This window comes from Streptomyces sp. ISL-1 (assembly GCF_018614585.1).
GTDB classification, from domain to species: domain Bacteria; phylum Actinomycetota; class Actinomycetes; order Streptomycetales; family Streptomycetaceae; genus Streptomyces; species Streptomyces maoxianensis.
The window spans coordinates 1-20,418 of record NZ_JAGGOI010000048.1 but is presented as its reverse complement, the minus strand read 5'-3'; the positions used below and the strand labels follow the sequence as shown (position 1 = coordinate 20,418).

Here is a 20,418-nt window from a genome sequence, read left to right as displayed (position 1 = left end):
GGGGGTCACCCGGCTGCCCGAAGTCGCCTCCACACCGCCTTCGCCGCGTGATGGCCCGACATGCCGTGCACGCCGGGGCCCGGCGGAGTGGCGGACGAGCAGATGAAGACCGAGGGGTGCGCGGTGGCATACGGGACGCGGGCGAGCTTGGGGCGGATCAGCGTCTGGAGCCCCGAGAACGCCCCGCAGGCGATGTCCCCGCCGACATAATTCGCGTTGCGGTGCGCGAGTTGGGGCGGCCCCGCGACTGCGCGGGCCAGCACGAGGTCGCGGAAACCGGGCGCGAAGCGTTCCAGCTGGCGCTCGACGGCCTCGGTGGCGTCGCCCTCCCAGCCGTTCGGCACATGCCCGTATGCCCATAGGACGTGCTTGCCCGCCGGGGCCCTGGACGGGTCGATCACCGTCGGCTGGGAGGTGATCAGGAACGGCACCCGGGGGGCGACACCCGCGACGGCCGCGCTGAGGGCCGTCTCGATCTCACCGGCGGTGGGGCCCAGGTGCACCGTCCCGGCCACGCGGGCCTCCTTCGCGGTCCACGGCATCGGACCCGACAGGGCATAGTCGATCTTGAACGCGGAGGCGCCGTACCGATAGTGCTGATACGCCTGGCCGAGATCGGCGATCTTGGCGAGCGCGGTCGGCGAAGTGTCGAAGATGTACGCCCGGGCCGGGGGCAGCTCGTCGAGCCGCTTCACCTCCGTGCCCGTATGGATCTCACCGCCCTGTTCGCGCAGATACGAGGCAAGCGCGTCGGAGATCGCCTGGGATCCGCCGCGCGGCACCGGCCAGCCCTTCTCGTGCGCGGCCAACGCGAAGCACAGGGCGATGCCGGCGGTGGCGAAACCGCTGGTGGGGGCGATGGCGTGGGCGGCGAGCCCGGCGAACAGGCCACGGGCCCGCTCGCCCTCGAAACGGCGCGAGACCCAGGTCGCGGGCTGCAGCGCGGTCAGCCCGAAGCGCGCCAGGCGGTACGGGTCGCGGGGCAGGCCGTCCCAGGGAGTGCGCAGGAAGTCGGCGGCGAGGGTGTCCCAGTGGCCGGTGTACGGGGCGACGAGCCGGCGGTACGCCCCGGCGTCACCGGCTCCCAGCGACATCGCGCTCTGACCGACCGAGCGGCTCAGCACCGCGGCGGTACCGTCCGGGAAGGGGTGGGCGAGCGGTAGTTCGGGGTGCAGCCACTCCAGGCCGTGCCGCGCGAGCGGCATGGCGGCGAAGGCCGGCGAGCCGATGCCGAGCGGGTGGACCGCGGAGCACGGGTCGTGGCGGAAGCCGGGGAGGGTGAGCTCCTCGGTCCTGGCTCCGCCGCCGATCGTGTCCATGGCCTCGTACACCGCCACGGAGAAGCCACGGCGGGCCAGTTCGACAGCGGCGGTCAGTCCGTTGGGTCCCGCCCCCACGACGACGGCATCGAGCATCGACGGCACCTTCGGACTCCTTTGTCAGCCGATGGCCAAGGTCCCCAGGATATTCCGGGGCGCCGACGGCTGGGGCGGGGGTAGTGTCCGGCGCGATGAATTCCAGGATCGAAGCGATGGCGCAGCAGCTCACGGCGGTACGAGGGGTGCGTGCGGTGGCGCTGGGCGGCAGCCGTGCCCGCGGATCGCACCGCCCGGACTCCGACTGGGACCTGGGCGTCTACTACCGCGGTTCGGTGGATACCGGAGCTCTGGCGTCCCTCGCCGCGGAGGTGACCGGTCGACCGGTGGAGGTCGCCGGGCCCGGAGGCTGGGGCCCGTGGGTCAACGGCGGCGCGTGGCTGTCCGTGGACGAAATGCGGGTGGACTGGATCCTGCGCGACCTGGACCGGGTGCAGCGGGTCTGGGCGGACTGCCGGACCGGCCGGTACGGCGACCCGGAACCCGCGCCTGGTACCCCCGCGCCCAGGGGCCACCCACGCCTCGTAGCCCCGCGCCCGGGGCGACCGGCGCCGGACCAAGCAACCGGAACCCGCGCCTCGTACCTCGTACGCCGGGGAGACCCGTATCGGGCGGTCAGCCCGCCAGCAGGCTGCGGACCCGTTCCGCCGTCTGCGCGTCCCTCGCCGCCGTGAACGGAAGCGCGTTCCCGCCCGCGATACGGAACGGCTCGCCCGCCACCGTCGTGTGCGCCCCGCCCGCCTCCGTCACCAGGAGCAGGCCCGCCGCGTGATCCCACGCGTTCTCCCAGGAGAAGGCGACCGCGTCCAGCTCGCCCCGCGCCACGGCCAGATACTCCAGGCCCGCCGAGCCGCAGGCCCGCGCGTGCACCCCCTCCACGTTCAGGCCGAGCAGCGCCTGCTTCTGGTCCGGGGTGGTGTAGTCCGGGTGTGACATGGCCACCCTGAGCGCCGCCCCGGTCGCCGGTGATCCCGCCCGCAGCGGCATGCCGCCCAGGAGGGCGCCTCCGCCCCGTATCGCTGTCGCCATCTCGTCGAGCACCGGTCCGTACGTCCAGGAGGCGAGCACCTCGCCGCGGTGGGCGAGGGCGACGAGCGTGCAGAAGCCCGGCTCGCCGCGGACGAACTGCCGGGTGCCGTCGACCGGGTCGACGATCCAGACGGGCGCGTCGCCGTGCAGGGCCTCGTACACGGACGGGTCCGCATGCACGGCCTCCTCGCCGACCACGACGGAGCCGGGGAGCAGAGCCGTAAGGGAGGCGGTGAGGTGCTCCTCGGCATCGCGGTCGGCGACGGTCACCAGATCGTGCGGCCCGCTCTTCTCGACGATCTCGTGTGCGGCGAGCTGGCGGTAACGCGGCATGATCTCGGTGGCGGCCGCCTTGCGGACCGCCTCCTCGACGTCGGACAGATCACCGTTCAAGAAGTCATCGATCATGCGTCAAGCAAAGCATGCCCCGCTGACATCCCTCTCTCGGCTCAGCGCCCCACCGCGTAACCCTGCATTCCCCTCGGGTTCGCCGCGGCGGACAGCACGCCCGTGCGCGGGTCCCTGGCGACCGCGCACAGCCTGCCCTCCGACCAGGCGTCACCGACGGTGACGTCGTGGCCACGCAGCCGCAGCCCAGCGATGACGGCCGGGTCCATGCGCGACTCGACGGTGACGCTGCCCGGCCGCATACCGCGCGGGTGGAAGGAGCCGGGGAAGCTGTCGTTGTGCCAGTTGGGTGCGTCGATCGCGCCCTGGAGGTCGAGCCCGCCGCGCACCTCGGGGCGCAGTGCGACGGCCAGGAAGAAGTGGAGTTGCCACTGGTCCTGCTGGTCGCCGCCCGGCGTGCCGAACGCCATCACGGGCACGCCGTCGCGCAGCGCGAGGGAGGGCGTGAGCGTGGTGCGGGGCCTGCGGCCGGGGGTGAGGGAGTTCGGCAGCCCGGGCTGCGGCCAGGCCATCTGGAGGCGGGTGCCGAGGGGGAAGCCGAGCTCGGGCACGACCGGGTTGGACTGGAGCCAGCCGCCGCTGGGTGTGGCCGCGACCATGTTGCCCCAGCGGTCGACGATGTCGAGGTGGCAGGTGTCGCCGCGGGTCGAGCCGTCCGCCGCGACGTCAGGCTCGCCGGGCCGCGGCGACGCGCCGCTCCTGGCGACCGTCGGCTCCCCCGCGCCCGGCGCCGGTTTCCCCGTCGCGTCGAAGCAGGGCTCGCCCGATGCCACCGCCGTGGCGTGGGTGCTCAGCGTCGGGGTCCGGCCGCCCGGGCTGCCCGGCCGCAGCTCGTAGGAGGCCCGCTCGCCGATGAGCGCGCGACGGCCTGCGTTGTACGGCTCCGAGAGCAGCTCGACCAGCGGGACCTCGTCCGCGTCCCCGTACCAGGCCTCCCGGTCGGCCATCGCCAACTTGCAGCCCTCGACGAGCAGATGGACATACTCCGCCGATCCGTACTCCGGCAGCTCGTCGGGGAGCAGCGCGAGCTGCTGCAGCAGGACGGGCCCCTGGCTCCAGCCGCCCGCCTTGCACAGCGTCCAGCCGTTCCAGTCGTACGTGAGGGGGGCTTCGTAGGTGGCGGACCATCCGGCGAGGTCGGCCGCGGTCAGCCTGCCCGTGTGCCGTTCACCGCTGGTGTCCAGGGTGGGGCGGGCGGCCTGGCGTACCAGCGCATCGGCGATGAATCCCTCGCTCCACACCTTCCGCGCGGCCTCGATCTCGGCGACCCGCCCGCCGCCGGACGACTCGGCGATCAGCCGCCGCCAGGTCGCGGCGAGCGCGGGGTTACGCAGCAGCTCACCCGGCGCGGGGGCCTTGCCGCCCGGCAGATAGACCTCGGCGGACGAGGTCCACTCGGTCTCGAAGAGCTCGCGAACACTCTCCACGGTCTCACCGACGCGCTCGACGGGCGCGTGCCCGTCCTCGGCGTAACCGATCGCGTAACGCAGCGCCTCAGCAAGGGACTTGGTGCCGTAGTCGCGCAGCAGCACCATCCACGCGTCGAACGCGCCCGGCACGGCGGCGGCGAGCGGCCCGGTCCCGGGAACGAGGTCGAGTCCCAGCGAGCGGTAGTGCCCGATGCTCGCCCCGGCCGGCGCGGTCCCCTGCCCGCAGAGCACCCGCACATCGCCGCCCGCCGGCGCGAGGATGATCGGCACCTCGCCCGCGGGACCGCACAGATGCGGCTCGACGACATGCAGGACGAACCCGGCTGCCACGGCGGCGTCGTAGGCGTTGCCGCCGTCCTCGAGGACGGCCATCGCGGACTGCGAGGCGAGCCAGTGGGTGGAGGACACCATGCCGAAGGTGCCCTGGAGAGTGGGCCGGGTGGTCAACACGGTTGCGGCTCCTTCACTGGCGCTCATCGATCTCAGTGTTCGTCTTCAGTGTTCGTCTTCAGTGTTCGTCGACTTCCCTGGTGGTCATCGACTTCGCCGGTACTCAAGAACGGCCCGCGCGGCACCGCGAATTCATCGGGGACGGAGAGAATGTTCGGCGTCCGTGCAGGCTAACCGCCTACGCTCCCCGGCCATGAGCCTGTCCCCCGCTCCCTCCTCTTCCGTGCTCGCCGCGTTCGGGGCCGCCACAGCGCCGGTTCCCCTCCCCGGCGGCCAGGGCTCGGCCTGGCGCTCCGGCGCGCTGGTGCTCAAGCCCACCGCGATGGAGCAGGAGACCGCGTGGCGCGCGGGCGTCCTGCACCATCTGCCCGAGGCCCCCGGCTTCCGGGTCGCCCGCCCGGTCCCGGCGACGGACGGATCCTGGGCGGCGCACGGCTGGGAGGCCTGGCGGCTGGTCGGCGGATCCACCGATCCGCACCGCGCCGACGAGGTCATCCGCGCGGGCGAAGCCTTCCACGCGGCACTGGCACACCTGCCCAGGCCGCGCTTCCTGGGCATGCGCGACACCCCCTGGTCCCGCGCGGACCGGCTGGCCTGGCAGGAGACCGAACAGGCTCCGGACTTCCCCCTGCTGGGGCCCCTCCTCGCCGAGCGCGGCACCGTTGACGCCCCTGCCCAGATCGTCCACGGTGATCTCCTGGGCAATGTCATCTTCGAGCCGGGCCGGCCGCCCGCGATCATCGACTGGCCGCCCTACTGGCGTCCAGCGGCATACGCCTCCGCGGTCGTCGCCATCGACGCGCTGTGCTGGTACAAGGCCGATCCCGCGCTGCTCGACCGGTGGTCGCATCTGCCCGACTGGCGTCAACTCCTCATCTGCGCCCTGATCTTCCGTATCGCGACCCACGCGACGCTGGGTGGCGCGACGGAAGACGACTACGGCCCGGTCGTGGACCTCGTCCTCGACGCCGGCTGAACCGGCCGCAGCGGTTCGTCGCCGCGTACTGGCACCTCGCAGCGGATCGCGGACATGGTCCACTGCGCAGCTCTGGTCACCCGTATGGCGTCCCTGGGACTGTCCTCAGCCCGCCACCGCGCTCCACTGGAGATGGCCGCACACGTTCCACGACCGTGCAGCCGCCACCCGCACACCAGCGCATGGAGCGAGATGGCAATGGTCGACATTTCGGTCGTCGTGCCGTGTTTCAACGAGAGCGAAGTGATCGACGCCTTTCATGGCGCTCTGATCACCGCTCTCGAACCGACCGGGGTCACCTTCGAGATCTGCTACGTCGACGACGGCAGCAGCGACCGGACCATGGATCGTCTGAGAAGCCTCGCGGGATCGGCTCCGCGGGTGCGCTACGCCTCCTTCAGCCGGAACTTCGGCAAGGAATCCGCCATCCTCGCCGGAATGCGCATGTCCCGCGGTGCCGTGGTTGTCCTCATGGACGCCGATCTGCAGCATCCCCCCGAGCTCCTCGCCCGCATGCTGGAGCTGCACCACCACGGCTACGACCAGGTCGTAGCCCAGCGCGACCGTACGGGCGAAGGTGCCCTGCGGACCGCCCTCAGCAGGGCCTACTACCGCCTCGTACGCCACTTCATGGACGTCCAGATCGCTGACGGGGCGGGCGATTTCCGGCTCTTGTCGCGTCGTGCTGTCGACTGCGTGCTGTCGCTCCCGGAGAGCAACCGATTCTCCAAGGGACTCTTCTCCTGGATCGGCTTCGACACGGTCAGCTTCACGTACCAGAACGTCCAGCGAGCTGCCGGGCAGTCCAAGTGGGGCGGCCGGCGTCTGCTCAACTACGGCATAGACGGGCTGCTCTCCTTCAACAGCCGTCCGCTGCGGCTGGCCATCCACACCGGTCTCTGGCTTTTTCTGTCCGCGCTCGTCTATGCCCTGTGGATCGTCGCGAACGTCGTACTGAACGGTGTCGAGACCCCCGGTTACGCGACACTGATCACCGCCATCGTCGCGCTCAGTGGAATCCAGCTGGCCACTCTCGGCGTCATCGGGGAGTACGTGGGCCGGATCTACCACGAGTCGAAGCGCCGGCCGCACTATGTGGTCCGCGAAACGGACGACACCACCGCAGTCCGTAACTCCGGCAACTCGCTGGAAGCCGCCGGACATGTGCGGCAGGAGCCATGAACTCTCGGGGCACCTTCCGGCAGTTCACCGTCTTCGTCGCGATCGGCCTCGCCAACACGGCCGTCTACTACGGCGTGTACGCCTCGCTGAACATCTGGATGCCTTATCTGGCAGCCCATGTCGTGGGCTACGCGGTGAGCATCACCGGATCGTTCCTGCTCAACTCCTACGTCACCGTCCGTACGCGGCCGACCTGGCGTGCCTTCGCCCGGTATCCGCTGTCGGGCGCGGCCAACGTCGTGGGCGGCGGAATCCTTCTCCATCTCGCCGTGAGCAGGCTGGGGCTGGACGAGAACCTCGCCGCCCTCGCCGCCGGTGTCCTCGTCGCACCGCTCTCGTTCCTGCTCGCCCGATGGGCCATCACCTCCGGCGCGATTGCCACACCTCGTTCCAAGCCGCAACCCCCGCAGCGTTCACAGGAGCAGGTCAGGGGAGCCGCTCCGAATGAGTGACCCGGTCCAGGTGGTAGTAGTCGGCGACGCAACGGGCCGGCCAGATCCTGCGCCCGTCCGAGCCGAACGGCTCCAGCATTCCGCTGACCGAGAGCGGCTTGTACGGGAGAATCTTCGCGCCGCGCGCCGCCCGTTCGCGCAGCCACTGGTCCTGGCGGTCCCACTGGCGAGCCCGTACCTGCATGTCCTGGCCCAGGTGGTGGAGCGGGGCGAGCAGGCCCATCACCGCCGCGGCGCACACCGCCGCGGCTGCTGCCGTCGCCACGCCCATTCGCCGACCACGCAGACGCAGCGCGCGTCCCAGGAAGGCGCCGGCGCCCACGAGCATCAGGACATACAGCAAGAGGTAGTCGTTCCACGTCCGCTCCGCGGTCACCACCCGTGCGCCGAAGGCCGGGTAGGTGATGACGGTGCAGAGGTAGCCGGAAAGGATGAAGGCCAGTGCGCCGAAGGATGTCAGCAGCAGCGGCCGGCACGGCAGCATGACCGCCCGGCTCCCTTCCCTCTCGCCCCGGCCTCGCGCCAGCAGGCCCAGCAGCACTCCGGCCGCGACCGCTCCCACGTACTGCCAGGTCGTGAGGATCGTCTCCAGGATGTGCACGTACCCGCGCAGCGAGGCGATCAGCGATTCGGGGGCGAGCATGGATTCGGTCTCTGCGCCGTACCGCACCCGCCGGTTGCGCGACCCCGGGGAGGTCAACAGCACGAACGTTCCGATGCCGATCCCTGCGATGCCGACCAGGGACCAGCCACGGGCGAAGGCCCGGACCCGCTCGGTGAAGAGCCGGCGGCCGAGCAGTACCACCCCCGAAAGCACTACCAGTGCCACGACCGATGTCTCCTCGGAGAGCGTCCCCATGAAGACCCCCGCCACCAGTACGACGGCCAGAGCGGCGATGCGGCCCCGCCGCCTGCGCGCCCGCAGCAACGGGATGGCCGCCGCGCACGCCAGCACCGGAGCCACGGTGTGCGAGACCGATGCGGCAGGCCAGTAGAACGTCTTGTACGTATTGGGGGTGGCGAAGAGGAAGACCGCCGTAATCATGGACGCCACGAGCAGCGGCGCTCCGCGTGGGGCCGTCTGGCCGGCCATGCGCAGCAGTTGCACGGTCAGAGCCCACAGCAGGCCCAGCATGAGAACACCGCTGATCAGAGCGAACCACTGATGGCCGGCGACCGGGAACTTCGTGTACAGCCCGATGAGCATGCCATTGCTGATCCTCCCGTTGTCGGTGACGTAGAACTTCGCGATCAGCCCCGAGACGCCGTGGTCACGCACGATGGGCAGGAAGCACCACTCGTCCGCACTGGGGCGGACATGGCGGCCCAGCCACCAGGCCATTGCGAGCAGTCCGAGAGGCAGCAGGGAGAGGCCCACCGTCCAGGCGGGCGTCCACGAGCGGAGGAGACCTCTGCGGCCCTTCCCCCGCCGCCGGCGGGGGCCGTCACCCGGTTCCCGCGGGATGGTGACGCCCGATGCGCCGACGGCCACTTTCACCACAGCCTCTCGGGAACACCCGGTCCGACACCGTCGAGGTGAATTCTCGCGGTGCCGTCCCACCGTCCGCACGGCAAGACCGGCGAATGGGTCAGCCGCCCGAGAAGCCTGCCCGCCCGGCGTCCTGGACGACCGCTCCCCGCGCGAGCAGCAGCAGCGCGTCGACCAGGTCGTCGGCCGGGCCGCCCGTGGCCAGTCTGCGCAGTTGAAGGCCCATCACCAGCGCGACGGTGGTCGCGGCGAGGCGTTCGGCGTCGGGGACGCCGAGGGCTGTGAGGATCTGCGCCGCGAGCCGGTCGTACGCGGCGAATGCCTCGGCGGCCGCTTCCCGCAGCCGCTCGTCGCGCCCGGCCTGGACGTACAGCTCGAAGGGCGCGATGTGCTCGCTGTCGAAGGCGGTGCCGCCCGCCACCTGGCCCGCCAGGTTGGCAGCGCCGTCGATGTCGACGCCATCGCTCTGGCACTGGTCGGCCAGTTCGGTAAAGCGGCGGGTCTCCTCGTGCACGAAGTGCAGCAGGCTCTCGCGCAGCAGCTCGTGCTGGGTCTCGAAGTGGTAGGTGACCGAGCCGAGCGAGACCCCGGCCTCCTTGGCGATCCGCCGGTTGGTGACCGCCGCGACGCCGTCCTTGCCGATGATGTGCAGGACTGCGGTGATGATGCGCTGCCGGGTCGTGGCGGAGCGGGCCGGATTGGACATGGCGGTCATTGTTCCACCGGCACGCTCCCGGGGATCACCGGGGCGGGCGGCCGCTTCTCGTACCACCGCTGGTCCGCTTCCAGTTGGGCGGCGAGCGAGATCAGCCGTTCCTCGCTGCCCGCGGGGCCGAGCAGTTGGGCGCCTACGGGCAGTCCGTCGGCGGTGAGTCCGGCGGGGACGTTGACTCCGGGCCAGCCGAGGACGTTCCAGGGCCAGGCGTACGGGCATGCGGCCGCCATCGTCGCGTCGGTGCGCCAGGCGCTGAGTCCGTCGAAGGCGCCGATGCGCGGCGGCGGGGCCGCGGTGGTCGGGGTGAGAACCACATCGAACCCGGACGAGTCGAAGATCGCCCCGATCCTCGCGTGCTGGCGGGCCTCGCGGGCGCGGGCGGCGCGCACGACGCGGCCGCTGAGCCGGCGGCCGTTGCGCATTGCATGGCGGGTGCGCGGGTCGAGCAGGGCGGGGTCGGGGTGCAGGGCGGCGACCTCCGCGATGCCCGCGGTGGCGCGCGGCACGAAGGCGAGGCCGATCAGGCCGTAGCGCGGCCGGGCCTCCTCCACATGGTGGCCGAGGCGGGCGAGCGCCTCGGCGAGCGCGGTGACGGCGCGGCGCACCTCGGGGTGCGGCGCGGTGCGGGTGAGGGTGAGCGGGGGCCGCCAGGCCAGGGCGATGCGCAGCCGGCCCGGCTCGCGGCGGGCCGCGGCCGAGGCGTCGATGGCGTCCGGGCGGTGCAGGTCCTTGGGGTGCGGGCCCTGCACCACGTCGAGCAGCAGGGCGGCGTCGGCGACGGTGCGGGCGAGCGGGCCGTTCACGGCGAGGCCCTGGAAGGCGTCGGCGTAGGGGTGCAGGGAGACGCGGCCGCGCTGCGGTTTGATGCCCACGAGGTGGCACCAGGCGGAAGGGATGCGGACCGATCCCGCGCCGTCGGAGCCGAGCGCGGCGGGTACGAGCCCGGCGGCGACGGCGGCCGCCGAGCCGCCGGACGAACCGCCCGGGGTGTGGTCGGTGGACCAGGGGTTACGGGTGGCTCCGAAGGCGGGTCCCTCGGTGAACGGCCACTGGCCGAGCTCGCAGGAGTTGGTCTTGCCGACGATCACGGCCCCGGCCGCGCGGAGGCGGCGTACCGCTTCGCCGTCCGTGGCGGCCGGGGCGAGCTCGCCGCAGCAGCCGAAGAGGGTGGGCAGCCCTGCCACGTCGGTGTCGTCCTTGACGGCGAGGGGCACGCCGAGGAGCGGCAGCCTCTCCCCCGCCGCGAGGCGCCGGTCCGCGTCCCTGGCCTCCACGAGCGCCGCGTCGCCGCGTACCCAGCGGAAGGCGTTGATGGTGGACTGGCTGGCCTCGATGCGCTCCAACGCGCTCTTCACCAGCTCCTCGGACGTCGTCCGGCCGTCGGCCAACTCCCGTGTGTGCTCTGCCAGTCCGCCGGATTCATCTGTGGACACGATCGCCCCGCCTCCCTATTGTTCGTTCGAACGAACAGAACTGGAGGGTAACCAGATGCGCATCACCGGAGCAACCGTTCTGCTCACCGGCGTCACCGGCGGCATCGGCGGCGCACTCGCCGCTGAACTGGCCGCCATGGGCACGAAGTTGATACTGAGCGGTCGCCGCCCCGAGGCGCTTGAGCCGCTCGCCGAACGCTACGGCGCCCGCACGGTCGTCGCCGATCTCGCCGACCCGGGGGACGTGGAACGGCTCGCCCGCGAGGCCGCCGGCACGGACATCCTGATCGCCAACGCCGCCCTGCCCTCCAGCGGTGAGCTGCTGGACTACACCCCGGACCAGATCGACCGCGCCCTCTCGGTCAACCTTCGCGCCCCGGCCATCCTCGCGCGGCTGCTGGCCCCGGCGATGGTCGAGGCGCGGCGGGGCCATCTGGCGTTCGTCGGCTCGATGTCGGGCAAGACGGCGACGAAGTACTCCGCGCTGTACGACGCCACAAAGTTCGGCCTGCGTGGCTTCGCGCTCTCGCTGCGCCAGGATCTGCACGAGCACGGGGTCGGCGTGTCGATCGTCCAGCCCGGATTCGTGCGGGACGCGGGCATGTTCGCGGCGACCGGAGCGGAGCCGCCCGCGGGGCTGCGCACGGTCTCACCCCGGCAGGTCGTCGCGGGCGTCGTCCGCGCCATCGAGCAGAACAGGGCCGAAGTGAACGTCGCCCCCGCCGAGATGAAGGTGCTCACCGCGATCGGCGGCCAGTTCCCGGGCTTCTCCGAACGCGTCCAGCGGCGCGCGAGCGGCGCGGACCGTACGCTCCGCCACATCGTGGAGGCACAACGCGAAAGCCGCTGACCCCTGGCGGCCCGTACGCCTCGCGCCGGGCCTCAGTCCCGGGCCTCGCGCGCAACCGGCAGCATCAGCGCCACATAGAGCACCAGCGCCGCGGCGAGGCCCACCGCCCAGCCGTAGTTCGCGAGGGGCTTGAGCAGGGGGATCAGTCCCTCCTCAGGGAACGGTCCCTTCCCCTTGGCCGAGTGCGAGCCGCCTACCGCCAGCACTCCGCCGACCGCGAAAGCGGCGACGGCGCGCAGATTCCAGCCGGAGGTGTACCAGTAGCGGCTGCCCGGGGTGTAGAGAGCGGCCAGGTCGAGGACGGTGCGCCGGACGATCCAGTAGTCGGCGATCAGAATGCCCGCGACCGTGCCGAGCAGACCACCGACCAGACCGAGCCAGGTGAAGATGTAGAGCTCGGGTGTCTCGGTCAGCTTCCACGGCATGATCAGGACGCCGACGACGCCCGTGATCATCGCTCCCCTACGGAAGTTGATCAGCTTGGGGGCGAGGTTCGCCAGGTCGTACGCGGGTGAGACGACGTTGGCCGCGATGTTCACCGAGATCGTCGCGATCAACACGGTCACCAGGGCGAAGAGCAGGCCGAAGACGTTGTCGGTCTTGGCGGCGAGCGCGACCGGGTCCCAGACCGCCGCGCCGTACACCGCCTGCGAGCCGGAGGTGACGAAGACCGACAGCAGCGCGAAGAGGGTCATTGTCGTCGGCAGGCCGAGCGTCTGGCCCCAGACCTGGGCGCGCTGGCCGGCGGCGAAGCGGGTGAAGTCCGGGATGTTCAGGGACAGCGTCGACCAGAAGGCGATCATGCCCATCAGCGAAGGGAAGAAGACCGGCCAGAAGTCGGAGCCCCAGCCGAGCTTCGAAGGCTGGTCGAGGAGCGGTCCGAGGCCGCCAGCCTTGGCGGTGATCCACACCAGCAGGGCCAGCGCGCCCACGATGACGAACGGCGCGGCCCAGTTCTCGAACCGCCGCAGCGTGTCCATCCCCCGGTAGATGATGGCCAGTTCGAGCGCCCAGAAGACCACGAAGCACACCCACAGCGTCCACGGCTGCCCGCCGACCTCGGCCGCCTTCGTCCAGCCGCCGAAGATCTTGCCGAGCAGGATGAAAATGCCCTGCCCGCCGATCCAGGTCTGGATGCCGAACCAGGCACAGGCCACCGCGGCCCGCACCAGCGCCGGCAGATTCGCTCCGCGCAGACCGAAGGAGGAGCGTGCGAGGACGGGGAAGGGAATGCCGTACTTCGGTCCCGCGTGCCCGGTCAGCAGCATCGGTGCGAGCACGATCAGATTGGCGAGGGCGATGGTGAACACCGCCTGCTTCCAGTCCATGCCGAGGGCGATGAGGCCGGAAGCGAGCAGCCAGGACGGGATGTTGTGGGCCATGCCGACCCACAGCGCGGCGAAGTTGTACGTCGTCCAGCGGCGTTGCGCGACGGGGACGGGCAGCAGGTCATCGTTGACGAAGCGACTGTCGGCGGGTACCGAGCCGGGCGGGAGCTCGACGCGACCCGCCACGCCGGCTATCGGGCCCTCGGAGGGGCTGGGCGGGAGGGTCGCGGTCATGGCTGGCGGCTCCTTCGGCGGTTCGGTGGTTCGGTGGTTCAGCGGTTCAGCGCGGGGATGATCACTGAGCCGTACGCGTCGATGGTCGATTCCTTCGCGTCGTGCATGTCGTAGACCGCGAACTGGTCGACGCCCAGCTCGCGCAGCGCCTTCAGCTTCTCGATGTGCGCCTCGGCCGGCCCGAGCAGACAGAAGCGGTCGACGATCTCGTCCGGGACGAAGTCCGTGGACGGGTTCCCGGCGCGGCCGTGGTGGCTGTAGTCGTAACCCTCGCGCGCCTTGATGTACGAGGTGAGGGCCTCGGGCACCAGATCGGAGTGCTCGCCGTACCGGGACACCAGGTCGGCGACGTGGTTGCCGACCATTCCGCCGAACCAGCGGCACTGTTCGCGGGCGTGGTCGAGGTCGTCCCCGACATACGCGGGCGCCGCGACGCAGATGGTGACGGAGTCGGGGTCGCGCCCGGCGTCGGACGCTGCGGTGCGTACCGCCGTGACCATCGACGCTGTCAGATACGGGTCGGCGAGCTGGAGGATGAACCCGTCGGCCTTCTGCCCCGCGAGCGCCAGCGCCTTGGGCCCGTAGGCGGCCATCCACACCGGCAGCTTTCCGTCGCGTACCCACGGCAGCCGCAGCGGCTGCCCGTCGACGACGGCCTCCCGGCCCTCGGCGAGGTCGCGGATGACGTCGATCGCCTCGCCGACCCTGGCCAGGGTGTTGGGCTTGCGGCCCGCGACGCGCATCGCGGAGTCGCCGCGGCCGATGCCGCACACCGTGCGGTTGCCGTACATGTCGTTGAGCGTCGCGAAGGTGGAGGCGGTCACCTCCCAGGTCCTGGTCCCGGGGTTGGTCACCATGGGTCCGACGTGGAGCTTCTGGGTGTGTTCGAGAATCTGGCTGTAGATGACGAACGGCTCCTGCCAGAGCACCGCCGAGTCGAAGGTCCAGCCGTAGCGGAAGCCGTTGCGCTCCGCGCGTCGCATCAGTGAGACGACGGCGGAGGCCGGCGGGTCGGTCTGCAGGACGAGTCCGAAGTCCATGACGTGGGGCTCCTAGTTCAGGTACTGGCACGTGCCTCGGGGGGTGTACTGCCCGTGTCCCGCCCGGCCGGTGAACTTCCGCTGGTCGATGACCACCTCGCCGCGCGAGAGCACGGTCTCCACCTGGCCGGTGATCCGCCTGCCCTCGTACGCGGAGTAGTCGACGTTCATGTGGTGGGTCTCGGCCGAGAGGGTCTGCTCGGCGTGCGGGTCGTAGATGACGACGTCGGCGTCCGCGCCCGGCGCGATGGTGCCCTTCTTCGGGTAGAGGCCGAACATCCGGGCCGGGGTCGCGCAGGCGACCTCGATCCAGCGGCGGCGGGTGAGGTGTCCGTCGACGACCGCCTGGTGGAGCAGGTCCATCCGGTTCTCCACGCCCGGCAGCCCGTTGGGAATCTTGGAGAAGTCGCCACGGCCCAGTTCCTTCTGGCCGACGAAGCAGAAGGGGCAGTGGTCGGTGGAGACGACCTGCAGGTCGTTGGTCCGCAGTCCGCGCCAGAGCGCGGCCTGATGTTCCTTGGGCCGCAGGGGAGTTGAGCACACGTACTTCGCGCCCTCGAAGTCCGGCTCGGCGAGGTTGTCGGTGGAGAGGAAGAGGTACTGCGGACAGGTCTCGCCGAAGACGTTGAGCCCCTTGTCGCGCGCGGCGACGAGTTCGGCGACGGCTTCCTCGGCGGAGACATGGACGACGTAGAGGGGGGCGCCGGCGACCCGGGCGAGCTGGATGGCGCGGTGGGTTGCCTCCGCCTCCAGGAGGGCCTTGCGCACCTCGCCGTGGTAGCGCGGGTCGGTGCGGCCCTCGGCGAGCGCCTGTTCCACCAGGACGTCGATGGCGATGCCGTTCTCCGCGTGCATCATGATCAGCCCGCCGTTGGTGGCGGAGCGCTGCATGGCGCGCAGGATCTGCCCGTCGTCGCTGTAGAAGACGCCGGGGTAGGCCATGAAGAGCTTGAAGGAGGTGATGCCCTCCTCCACCAGCAGATCCATCTCCTTCAGCGACGACTCGTTGACGTCGGAGAGGATCATGTGGAAGCCGTAGTCGATGGCGCATTTGCCGTCGGCCTTGGCGTACCAGGCGTCCAGTCCTTCGCGCAGGGCGTGCCCGACCGACTGCACGGCGAAGTCGACGATGGTGGTGGTGCCGCCCCAGGCCGCGGCCCGGGTGCCGGTCTCGAAGGAGTCGGAGGCGAAGGTCCCGCCGAACGGCAGCTCCATATGAGTGTGCGCGTCGACGCCGCCCGGGATCACATACTTGTTGGCCGCGTCGATGGTGCGGTCAGCGGTCCAGGCGTCGGCGACGGCTGAGCCGTGCGCGGCGAGCGCCACGATCCGGCCGTCCTCGATCAGTACGTCGGCATGGACCTCGTCCGCGGCCGTGATGACCAGGCCGCCGCGGATCAGGGTGCGGGTGCTGCTCATGCTTGTGCGCTCCCTCTTGTGCAGTCGATCTATACGCTGTGCAGGGCCTGTTCGAGGATCACGGCGCCCTCTTCCGCCTCGGCGACGGTCAGCGAGAGCGGCGGGGCGATACGCAGGGCGCTGGTGTTGTGGCCGCCGCCCTTGCCGAGCAGCAGCCCGCCCTCGCGGGCGGCCTCCAGGACGGCCGATGCCGCTTCGGGGTTCGCCTCGTCGGTGCCTGGTTTGACCAGCTCGATGGCGATCATCAAGCCCCGGCCGCGTACTTCCCGGACGGCGGGAACACCGGCGCCGATGGCCCGCAGCCGCTCGATGAGCAGGCCGCCGACGCGGCGGGCGTTGCCCTGGAGGTCGTGCTCCAGCAGATACGAGAGATTGGCGACGCCTGCCGCCATGGTGACCGGAGAGCCGCCGAAGGTCGAAATGGAGTTGGCGTCCAGGGAGTTCATGATCTCGGCGGTGGCGACGACGCCGCCGATGGACATGCCGTTGCCGATGCCCTTGGCGAAGGTGAGGATGTCCGGCGGCCCGTTCTCGGCGTGCGCCTGCCAGCCCCAGAAGTGCTCGCCGGTGCGGCCCCAGCCGGTCTGCACCTCGTCGGAGATCCACAGGATGCCCTGCCGGTCGAGGACTTCGCGGAACGCGGCGTACAGACCGTCGGGCGGGGATGTGAAGCCGCCGACGCCCTGGATGGGTTCGGCGATCAGCGCGGCGACTCCGCCACGGGTCTGGCCGAGGATGTCCTCCAGGTCCGCCACGCACGCCTCGATGAACTGCGCGTCGGACAACTGGGCGTAGGGGCCGCGGGTGCGGACGCCGCCGTGCACGTACAGCGTCTGCACCGGGGACAGGCTGGTGGGCGACCAGCTGCGGTTCCCCGTGATGGAGACCGCCGAGAAGGACCGGCCGTGGTAGCTGTTGCGCATCGCCAGGATCTGGTTGGAGCGGCGGTGGCCGGTCGCAAGCAGCAGGGCGGTGTCAGTGGCCTCGGTGCCGGAGGTGGTGAAGAAGACCCGCGCGTCGGGGATGCCGGAGAGGGTGGCGATCCGCTCGGCGAGTTCGACCATCGGGCGGTTGAGGTAGAGCGTCGAGGAGTGGATGATCCGCCCGGCCTGCTCGCTCACCGCCTTGGTGACCTCGGGGAGGGCGTGGGCGGTCATCGTGGTGAGGATGCCGCCGAAGAAGTCGAGGTAGCGGTTGCCTTCCGCGTCCCAGACATGGCGGCCCTCGCCGTGGGTGATCTCGATGGGCTGCTTGTAGTAGAGCGCGACCCAGTCGGGGATGACGGCCTTGTGGCGGTCGTACAGGCTGGTCACGGCCGCACCAGCCCTTCGTACGCGTCGGGGCGGCGGTCCCGGTAGAACGCCCATTGCTGTCGTACGACGTCGATCAGGTCGAAGTCGAGGTCCCGTACGAGCAGTTCCTCCTCCTTGTCGCTGGCGACGTCGCCGACGAACTGCCCTCGCGGGTCGACGAAGTAACTGGTGCCGTAGAAGTCGTTGTCGCCGTACTCCTCCTGGCCGACGCGGTTGATGGCGGCGATGAAGTACTCGTTGGCGACGGCGGACGCGGGCTGCTCCAACTGCCAGAGATACCCCGAGAGGCCGCGCGAGGTGGCGGACGGGTTGTAGACCAACTGGGCACCGTTCAGGCCGAGTTGACGCCAGCCCTCCGGGAAGTGCCGGTCGTAGCAGATGTATACCCCGACCTTGCCCACAGCGGTCTCGAAAACGGGCCAGCCCAGATTCCCCGGTTTGAAGTAGTACTTCTCCCAGAAGCCCTTGACCTGGGGGATGTGGTGCTTGCGGTATTTGCCGAGATAAGAGCCGTCGGCGTCGATCACGGCGGCGGTGTTGTAGTAGAAGCCGGCCCCCTCGATCTCGAAGACCGGGACCACGATCACCATGCCGGTCTCGCGGGCGAGCTCCTGCATCCGGCGGACCGTGGGACCGTCCGGGACGGGCTCGGCCCATCGGTAGTGCTCGGGCTCCTGGACCTGGCAGAAGTAGGGGGCGTTGAAGACCTCTTGGAAACCAATGACCTTGGCGCCCCGGCGGGCGGCCTCGCGGGCGTGTTCCTCATGTTTGGCAATCATGGATTCGGTGTCGCCGGTCCAGGTCGCCTGGACGAGTGCGGCGCGTACGACGTTAGCCATGAGCTGCTCCTTCGGCGGGGCGTCAGAGAGCCTCTACGCACGTAGACACTCGTGCGTAGGAGGAGAACGTAAGCCCCGTCACACACTGGGGCAAGACCATCGTCGTTAACCCGCAGAGTCGATCTTGTTTCACACCCGAGCGGTCCACACCGAAAAGCCTCAGGTGCCGAGGTGACCTGCGACGCGCAGCGCATGGACGAGATCGCGCTCGTGATCCGCGGAGATCGCGCGGGCGGCGTCGAGCAGCCACGGCACGAGGCGACGGGGGTCGCGGTCGGCGATATGTGCGGTGTCCTCGGCGGCGTGGATCTGTACGAAGGCGGCCAGTAGAGCCCGGGCTTCCGGTGCCCGGCTCTCGTCCTCGAGGGTGAGGACGGCGTCGGCGATGTCGTCGGCGGGGCGGGTGACGCCCTGGCGCAGCAACTGCCGGCTGTCCTCTGTGCGGCCGGCCGCGGCGAGTGCGCCGGCTGCGGCCGCGAGCCTTAAGGCGGGCTGTGACGCGGTCTCCCAGAGCAGGGTGGCCCAGTCGGCGGCGAGGCCGGCGCGGTGCAGCTCAGCGGCGAGGAGGGGCAGCCAGGGGGCGGGACGGGCGGCGGCTTCGCACAGCACAGCGTGCGCCTCACCGCTGCGGCCCTCCGCCCTCAGCCGCCCAAGTTCGGCGACGGTCTCCCGGGCGGCCCGGCCCGCTCCGGGGGGCGGGGCGGGGGCGACGGGCGCCTGCTCTTCGGGGGCCGCGCCGCCGTAGCGCGCCCCTCGCGGCGCATCACCGGCGACGGGCAGTGCGGGCACGGCGGCGATCTCCTCGCCGTCGTCCTCGACCCCGGCGAACCGGGCGCCACGGGGACGCCGCTTCTTCACGGGTGCGGGGGATTCGGTGGGTGCGGGGGGCGTCGGGGGCGGCTCGGCGGGCACGCTCGGGGCGTCCGGGCCCGGGGCGGCTTCCGACTCGGGCCGGAACCAGCCGTCGGGGACGACGGGCTCGCCGGGGCGCTCGTACGCCTCGTACGGGCGGTCCGAGGCGGGCGTATCCCGTACGTCCGTGCCTGCCTCCGGCTGGTACCAGCCGGAGGCCGGACCGGCTTGCGCGGGAACATAGCCCTCGGGCGACCCGGCCCCCGGCCCGTACCCGGCGTCGGGTTCGTACGAGCCGTCAACCGGACCGGCCTGCGCCGGAACATAACCCTCGGGCGTCCCGGGCCCCGGACCGTACCCGGCGTCCGGCGCGGCAGAAACGTCCCCGCCCGCGGGCCACCCGGCGTCCGCCCCGTACGAGCCGTCAAGCGGACCGGCCTGCGCGGGAACATAACCCTCGGGCGTCCCCCTCCCGGCGGGCCCCGGACCGTGTCCGCCTTCCGCGACGCCCGGCGCCCCGCGTCGGCCCCGCGTCGACGCGTCCAGCGCGCCGAGCCTCGAACGCAGCTCCGCGACTCGCGACGTCGCTCGCGCGTAGTCGTCGCGGGTCCACTGCAGTTCGTTGGCCAGCTGCTCCGCCGCGGGCGTGCCCTCCGGCTCGCCCGCCAGGCCGCGCAGCAGTTCCTCCGCCCGGCCCGTCGCGTACACCTCTTCCCGGAGCATCAGCTCCAGCCGCTCCCCCAGCGCCTCGCGGCCGCCCGGCCGCCGGTCGTGAGCCGCCGCGGACGCCGCGTGGAGGTGTCTCGCGCGGACGTACTCCTGCTCCGCGACCGCCGCCCCGCTCCGTGCCCCGAGGTCGTGGATCAGCGCCTCCACCACGTCCCAGGGCGGGATCTCGAAGCCGTCCAGACAGGCGCGCATACCGCCGGGGTCACGCTGCCAGAAGATGCCGTACCAGCCGTTGCTCCGGTCGAGGAGCGCGGTCAGACCCTTCAGGTACCGCGCGAACACCCCGGCCTCTACCGGAAGTTGATGCACCGCCATCGCCGCCCCTGCCCCACCGCCGCCCGGAACATTCCGGTCCGCAGGTATTCGACCCCAGGCGTGTTACGGCGCTGCTACGCGCTGTTTTCAGATAGTCACCGCAATCCCGGTGTGCGGCCGCTTGCCCAGCCGGACGACCATCGCCGGCCAGTCGACCAGCCAGAACTGCCAGGTGTACTTGCGGGCGAGCAGTTTGCGGATCGCGGCCGTACCGGCCGCGTCCAGCAGTCGCGCCGTGCCCTCCGCGCTCGGTGCGCCCTCCGCCGTCCGGCCGCGTGCGTCGCAGACGGTGACGACGACGCGGCTGTCGTTGCGCAGCCGCTTGACCTTCCAGGAGTCGGAGCGGGTCCAAACGACCAGTTCACCGTCGTCCACCGCGAACCAGACGGGCGTGGCGACGCCCGTTCCGTCCTTGCGGAACGTGGTCACACTGATGTACCTGGCGTCTGCGAAGTCCTCAGGAGTCACGCGGCGAGACTATGCCGTACCGGAGTTGGAGTCGCGCGTCAGGGTTGGCCCGCGCCCATCGGCCGAGCGCCGAGGGCCGCCCGCCGCCCAC

17 protein-coding genes and 1 pseudogene are annotated in these 20,418 nt (G+C 71.1%); 5 read left to right on the top strand and 13 right to left on the bottom strand.

Annotated features, from left to right (window positions below):
- Positions 1-5 precede the first annotated feature (5 nt).
- Positions 6-1,424: an NAD(P)/FAD-dependent oxidoreductase gene (locus tag J7E87_RS29765; RefSeq protein WP_215097704.1), complete on the bottom strand. Its 1,419-nt coding sequence runs from the start codon at positions 1,422-1,424 to the stop codon at positions 6-8.
- 86 nt (positions 1,425-1,510) lie between these two features.
- On the opposite strand from J7E87_RS29765, the pseudogene J7E87_RS35605 reads away from it, so the two are divergent.
- Positions 1,511-1,846: pseudogene (locus J7E87_RS35605) on the top strand (nucleotidyltransferase family protein); the annotation flags it as partial.
- 145 nt (positions 1,847-1,991) lie between these two features.
- On the opposite strand, the gene J7E87_RS29755 reads toward J7E87_RS35605, so the two are convergent.
- Both J7E87_RS29755 and J7E87_RS29750 read right to left on the bottom strand, forming a co-directional pair.
- Complete coding sequence (locus tag J7E87_RS29755; RefSeq protein WP_215097702.1) at positions 1,992-2,813, bottom strand: inositol monophosphatase family protein; 822 nt, start codon at positions 2,811-2,813, stop codon at positions 1,992-1,994.
- A 41-nt stretch (positions 2,814-2,854) separates the two neighbouring features.
- On the bottom strand, positions 2,855-4,693 hold the full coding sequence (locus J7E87_RS29750) for a gamma-glutamyltransferase (protein ID WP_308313122.1): 1,839 nt from the start codon (positions 4,691-4,693) through the stop codon (positions 2,855-2,857).
- Positions 4,694-4,886: 193 nt separating this feature from the next.
- Here J7E87_RS29750 and J7E87_RS29745 point away from each other — a divergent pair, with 193 nt between their 5' ends.
- The 3 genes from J7E87_RS29745 to J7E87_RS29735 all read left to right on the top strand — a co-directional run bounded on the left by J7E87_RS29745 (position 4,887) and on the right by J7E87_RS29735 (position 7,303).
- Positions 4,887-5,669, top strand: a complete 783-nt coding sequence (locus tag J7E87_RS29745; RefSeq protein WP_215097700.1) for a TIGR02569 family protein — start codon at positions 4,887-4,889, stop codon at positions 5,667-5,669.
- Between the two features lie 198 nt (positions 5,670-5,867).
- Positions 5,868-6,851 carry a glycosyltransferase family 2 protein gene (locus J7E87_RS29740; protein ID WP_215097699.1) on the top strand — a complete coding sequence of 328 codons (984 nt, stop codon included), beginning with the start codon at positions 5,868-5,870 and terminating at the stop codon, positions 6,849-6,851.
- Positions 6,848-7,303: a GtrA family protein gene (locus tag J7E87_RS29735; protein WP_215097698.1), complete on the top strand. Its 456-nt coding sequence runs from the start codon at positions 6,848-6,850 to the stop codon at positions 7,301-7,303. Before J7E87_RS29740 ends, J7E87_RS29735 begins: the two co-directional genes overlap by 4 nt.
- On the opposite strand, the gene J7E87_RS29730 is transcribed toward J7E87_RS29735, so the two are convergent.
- The 3 genes from J7E87_RS29730 to J7E87_RS29720 form a co-directional block, all read right to left on the bottom strand.
- Positions 7,278-8,795, bottom strand: a complete 1,518-nt coding sequence (locus J7E87_RS29730; RefSeq protein ID WP_215097759.1) for a DUF6056 family protein — start codon at positions 8,793-8,795, stop codon at positions 7,278-7,280. The two genes, J7E87_RS29735 and J7E87_RS29730, sit on opposite strands and share 26 nt — an antisense overlap.
- A gap of 97 nt (positions 8,796-8,892) precedes the next feature.
- Positions 8,893-9,498, bottom strand: coding sequence for a TetR/AcrR family transcriptional regulator (locus tag J7E87_RS29725; RefSeq protein WP_215097697.1), 606 nt, complete (start codon positions 9,496-9,498; stop codon positions 8,893-8,895).
- A gap of 5 nt (positions 9,499-9,503) precedes the next feature.
- Positions 9,504-10,940: an amidase gene (locus tag J7E87_RS29720; RefSeq protein WP_215097696.1), complete on the bottom strand. Its 1,437-nt coding sequence runs from the start codon at positions 10,938-10,940 to the stop codon at positions 9,504-9,506.
- A gap of 55 nt (positions 10,941-10,995) precedes the next feature.
- On the opposite strand from J7E87_RS29720, the gene J7E87_RS29715 reads away from it, so the two are divergent.
- Positions 10,996-11,790, top strand: a complete 795-nt coding sequence (locus J7E87_RS29715) for an SDR family oxidoreductase (protein ID WP_215097695.1) — start codon at positions 10,996-10,998, stop codon at positions 11,788-11,790.
- Between the two features lie 32 nt (positions 11,791-11,822).
- On the opposite strand, the gene J7E87_RS29710 is transcribed toward J7E87_RS29715, so the two are convergent.
- The 7 genes from J7E87_RS29710 to J7E87_RS29680 form a co-directional block, all read right to left on the bottom strand.
- Positions 11,823-13,352, bottom strand: coding sequence for an NCS1 family nucleobase:cation symporter-1 (locus J7E87_RS29710; RefSeq protein ID WP_215097694.1), 1,530 nt, complete (start codon positions 13,350-13,352; stop codon positions 11,823-11,825).
- A 38-nt stretch (positions 13,353-13,390) separates the two neighbouring features.
- Complete coding sequence (locus J7E87_RS29705; protein WP_215097693.1) at positions 13,391-14,392, bottom strand: TIGR03842 family LLM class F420-dependent oxidoreductase; 1,002 nt, start codon at positions 14,390-14,392, stop codon at positions 13,391-13,393.
- Positions 14,393-14,404: 12 nt separating this feature from the next.
- A complete protein-coding gene (hydA, locus tag J7E87_RS29700; RefSeq protein ID WP_215097692.1) occupies positions 14,405-15,811 on the bottom strand; it encodes a dihydropyrimidinase in 1,407 nt (468 codons plus the stop codon).
- Between the two features lie 29 nt (positions 15,812-15,840).
- Positions 15,841-17,124 (bottom strand): aspartate aminotransferase family protein, encoded by a 1,284-nt coding sequence (locus J7E87_RS29695; protein ID WP_215097691.1) that lies wholly within the window; start codon positions 17,122-17,124, stop codon positions 15,841-15,843.
- Positions 17,121-17,963 carry a nitrilase-related carbon-nitrogen hydrolase gene (locus J7E87_RS29690; RefSeq protein ID WP_215097690.1) on the bottom strand — a complete coding sequence of 281 codons (843 nt, stop codon included), beginning with the start codon at positions 17,961-17,963 and terminating at the stop codon, positions 17,121-17,123. The genes J7E87_RS29695 and J7E87_RS29690 overlap by 4 nt, the downstream gene beginning before the upstream one ends.
- Positions 17,964-18,122: 159 nt before the next feature.
- Positions 18,123-19,859 (bottom strand): hypothetical protein, encoded by a 1,737-nt coding sequence (locus tag J7E87_RS29685; RefSeq protein ID WP_215097689.1) that lies wholly within the window; start codon positions 19,857-19,859, stop codon positions 18,123-18,125.
- 87 nt (positions 19,860-19,946) lie between these two features.
- Positions 19,947-20,327, bottom strand: a complete 381-nt coding sequence (locus tag J7E87_RS29680; protein ID WP_215097688.1) for a PPOX class F420-dependent oxidoreductase — start codon at positions 20,325-20,327, stop codon at positions 19,947-19,949.
- Positions 20,328-20,418: the final 91 nt, after the last annotated feature.

What these genes read in the sequence shown, in the direction of transcription:
- J7E87_RS29740 (WP_215097699.1), top strand. Translation starts at nt 5,868, where the DNA reads ATGGTCGACATTTCGGTCGTCGTGCCGTGTTTCAACGAGAGCGAAGTG.
- J7E87_RS29755 (WP_215097702.1), bottom strand. Translation starts at nt 2,813, where the DNA reads ATGATCGATGACTTCTTGAACGGTGATCTGTCCGACGTCGAGGAGGCG.
- J7E87_RS29745 (WP_215097700.1), top strand. Translation starts at nt 4,887, where the DNA reads ATGAGCCTGTCCCCCGCTCCCTCCTCTTCCGTGCTCGCCGCGTTCGGG.
- hydA (WP_215097692.1), bottom strand. Translation starts at nt 15,811, where the DNA reads ATGAGCAGCACCCGCACCCTGATCCGCGGCGGCCTGGTCATCACGGCC.
- J7E87_RS29735 (WP_215097698.1), top strand. Translation starts at nt 6,848, where the DNA reads ATGAACTCTCGGGGCACCTTCCGGCAGTTCACCGTCTTCGTCGCGATC.
- J7E87_RS29690 (WP_215097690.1), bottom strand. Translation starts at nt 17,963, where the DNA reads ATGGCTAACGTCGTACGCGCCGCACTCGTCCAGGCGACCTGGACCGGC.
- J7E87_RS29685 (WP_215097689.1), bottom strand. Translation starts at nt 19,859, where the DNA reads ATGGCGGTGCATCAACTTCCGGTAGAGGCCGGGGTGTTCGCGCGGTAC.
- J7E87_RS29705 (WP_215097693.1), bottom strand. Translation starts at nt 14,392, where the DNA reads ATGGACTTCGGACTCGTCCTGCAGACCGACCCGCCGGCCTCCGCCGTC.
- J7E87_RS29725 (WP_215097697.1), bottom strand. Translation starts at nt 9,498, where the DNA reads ATGTCCAATCCGGCCCGCTCCGCCACGACCCGGCAGCGCATCATCACC.
- J7E87_RS29715 (WP_215097695.1), top strand. Translation starts at nt 10,996, where the DNA reads ATGCGCATCACCGGAGCAACCGTTCTGCTCACCGGCGTCACCGGCGGC.
- J7E87_RS29710 (WP_215097694.1), bottom strand. Translation starts at nt 13,352, where the DNA reads ATGACCGCGACCCTCCCGCCCAGCCCCTCCGAGGGCCCGATAGCCGGC.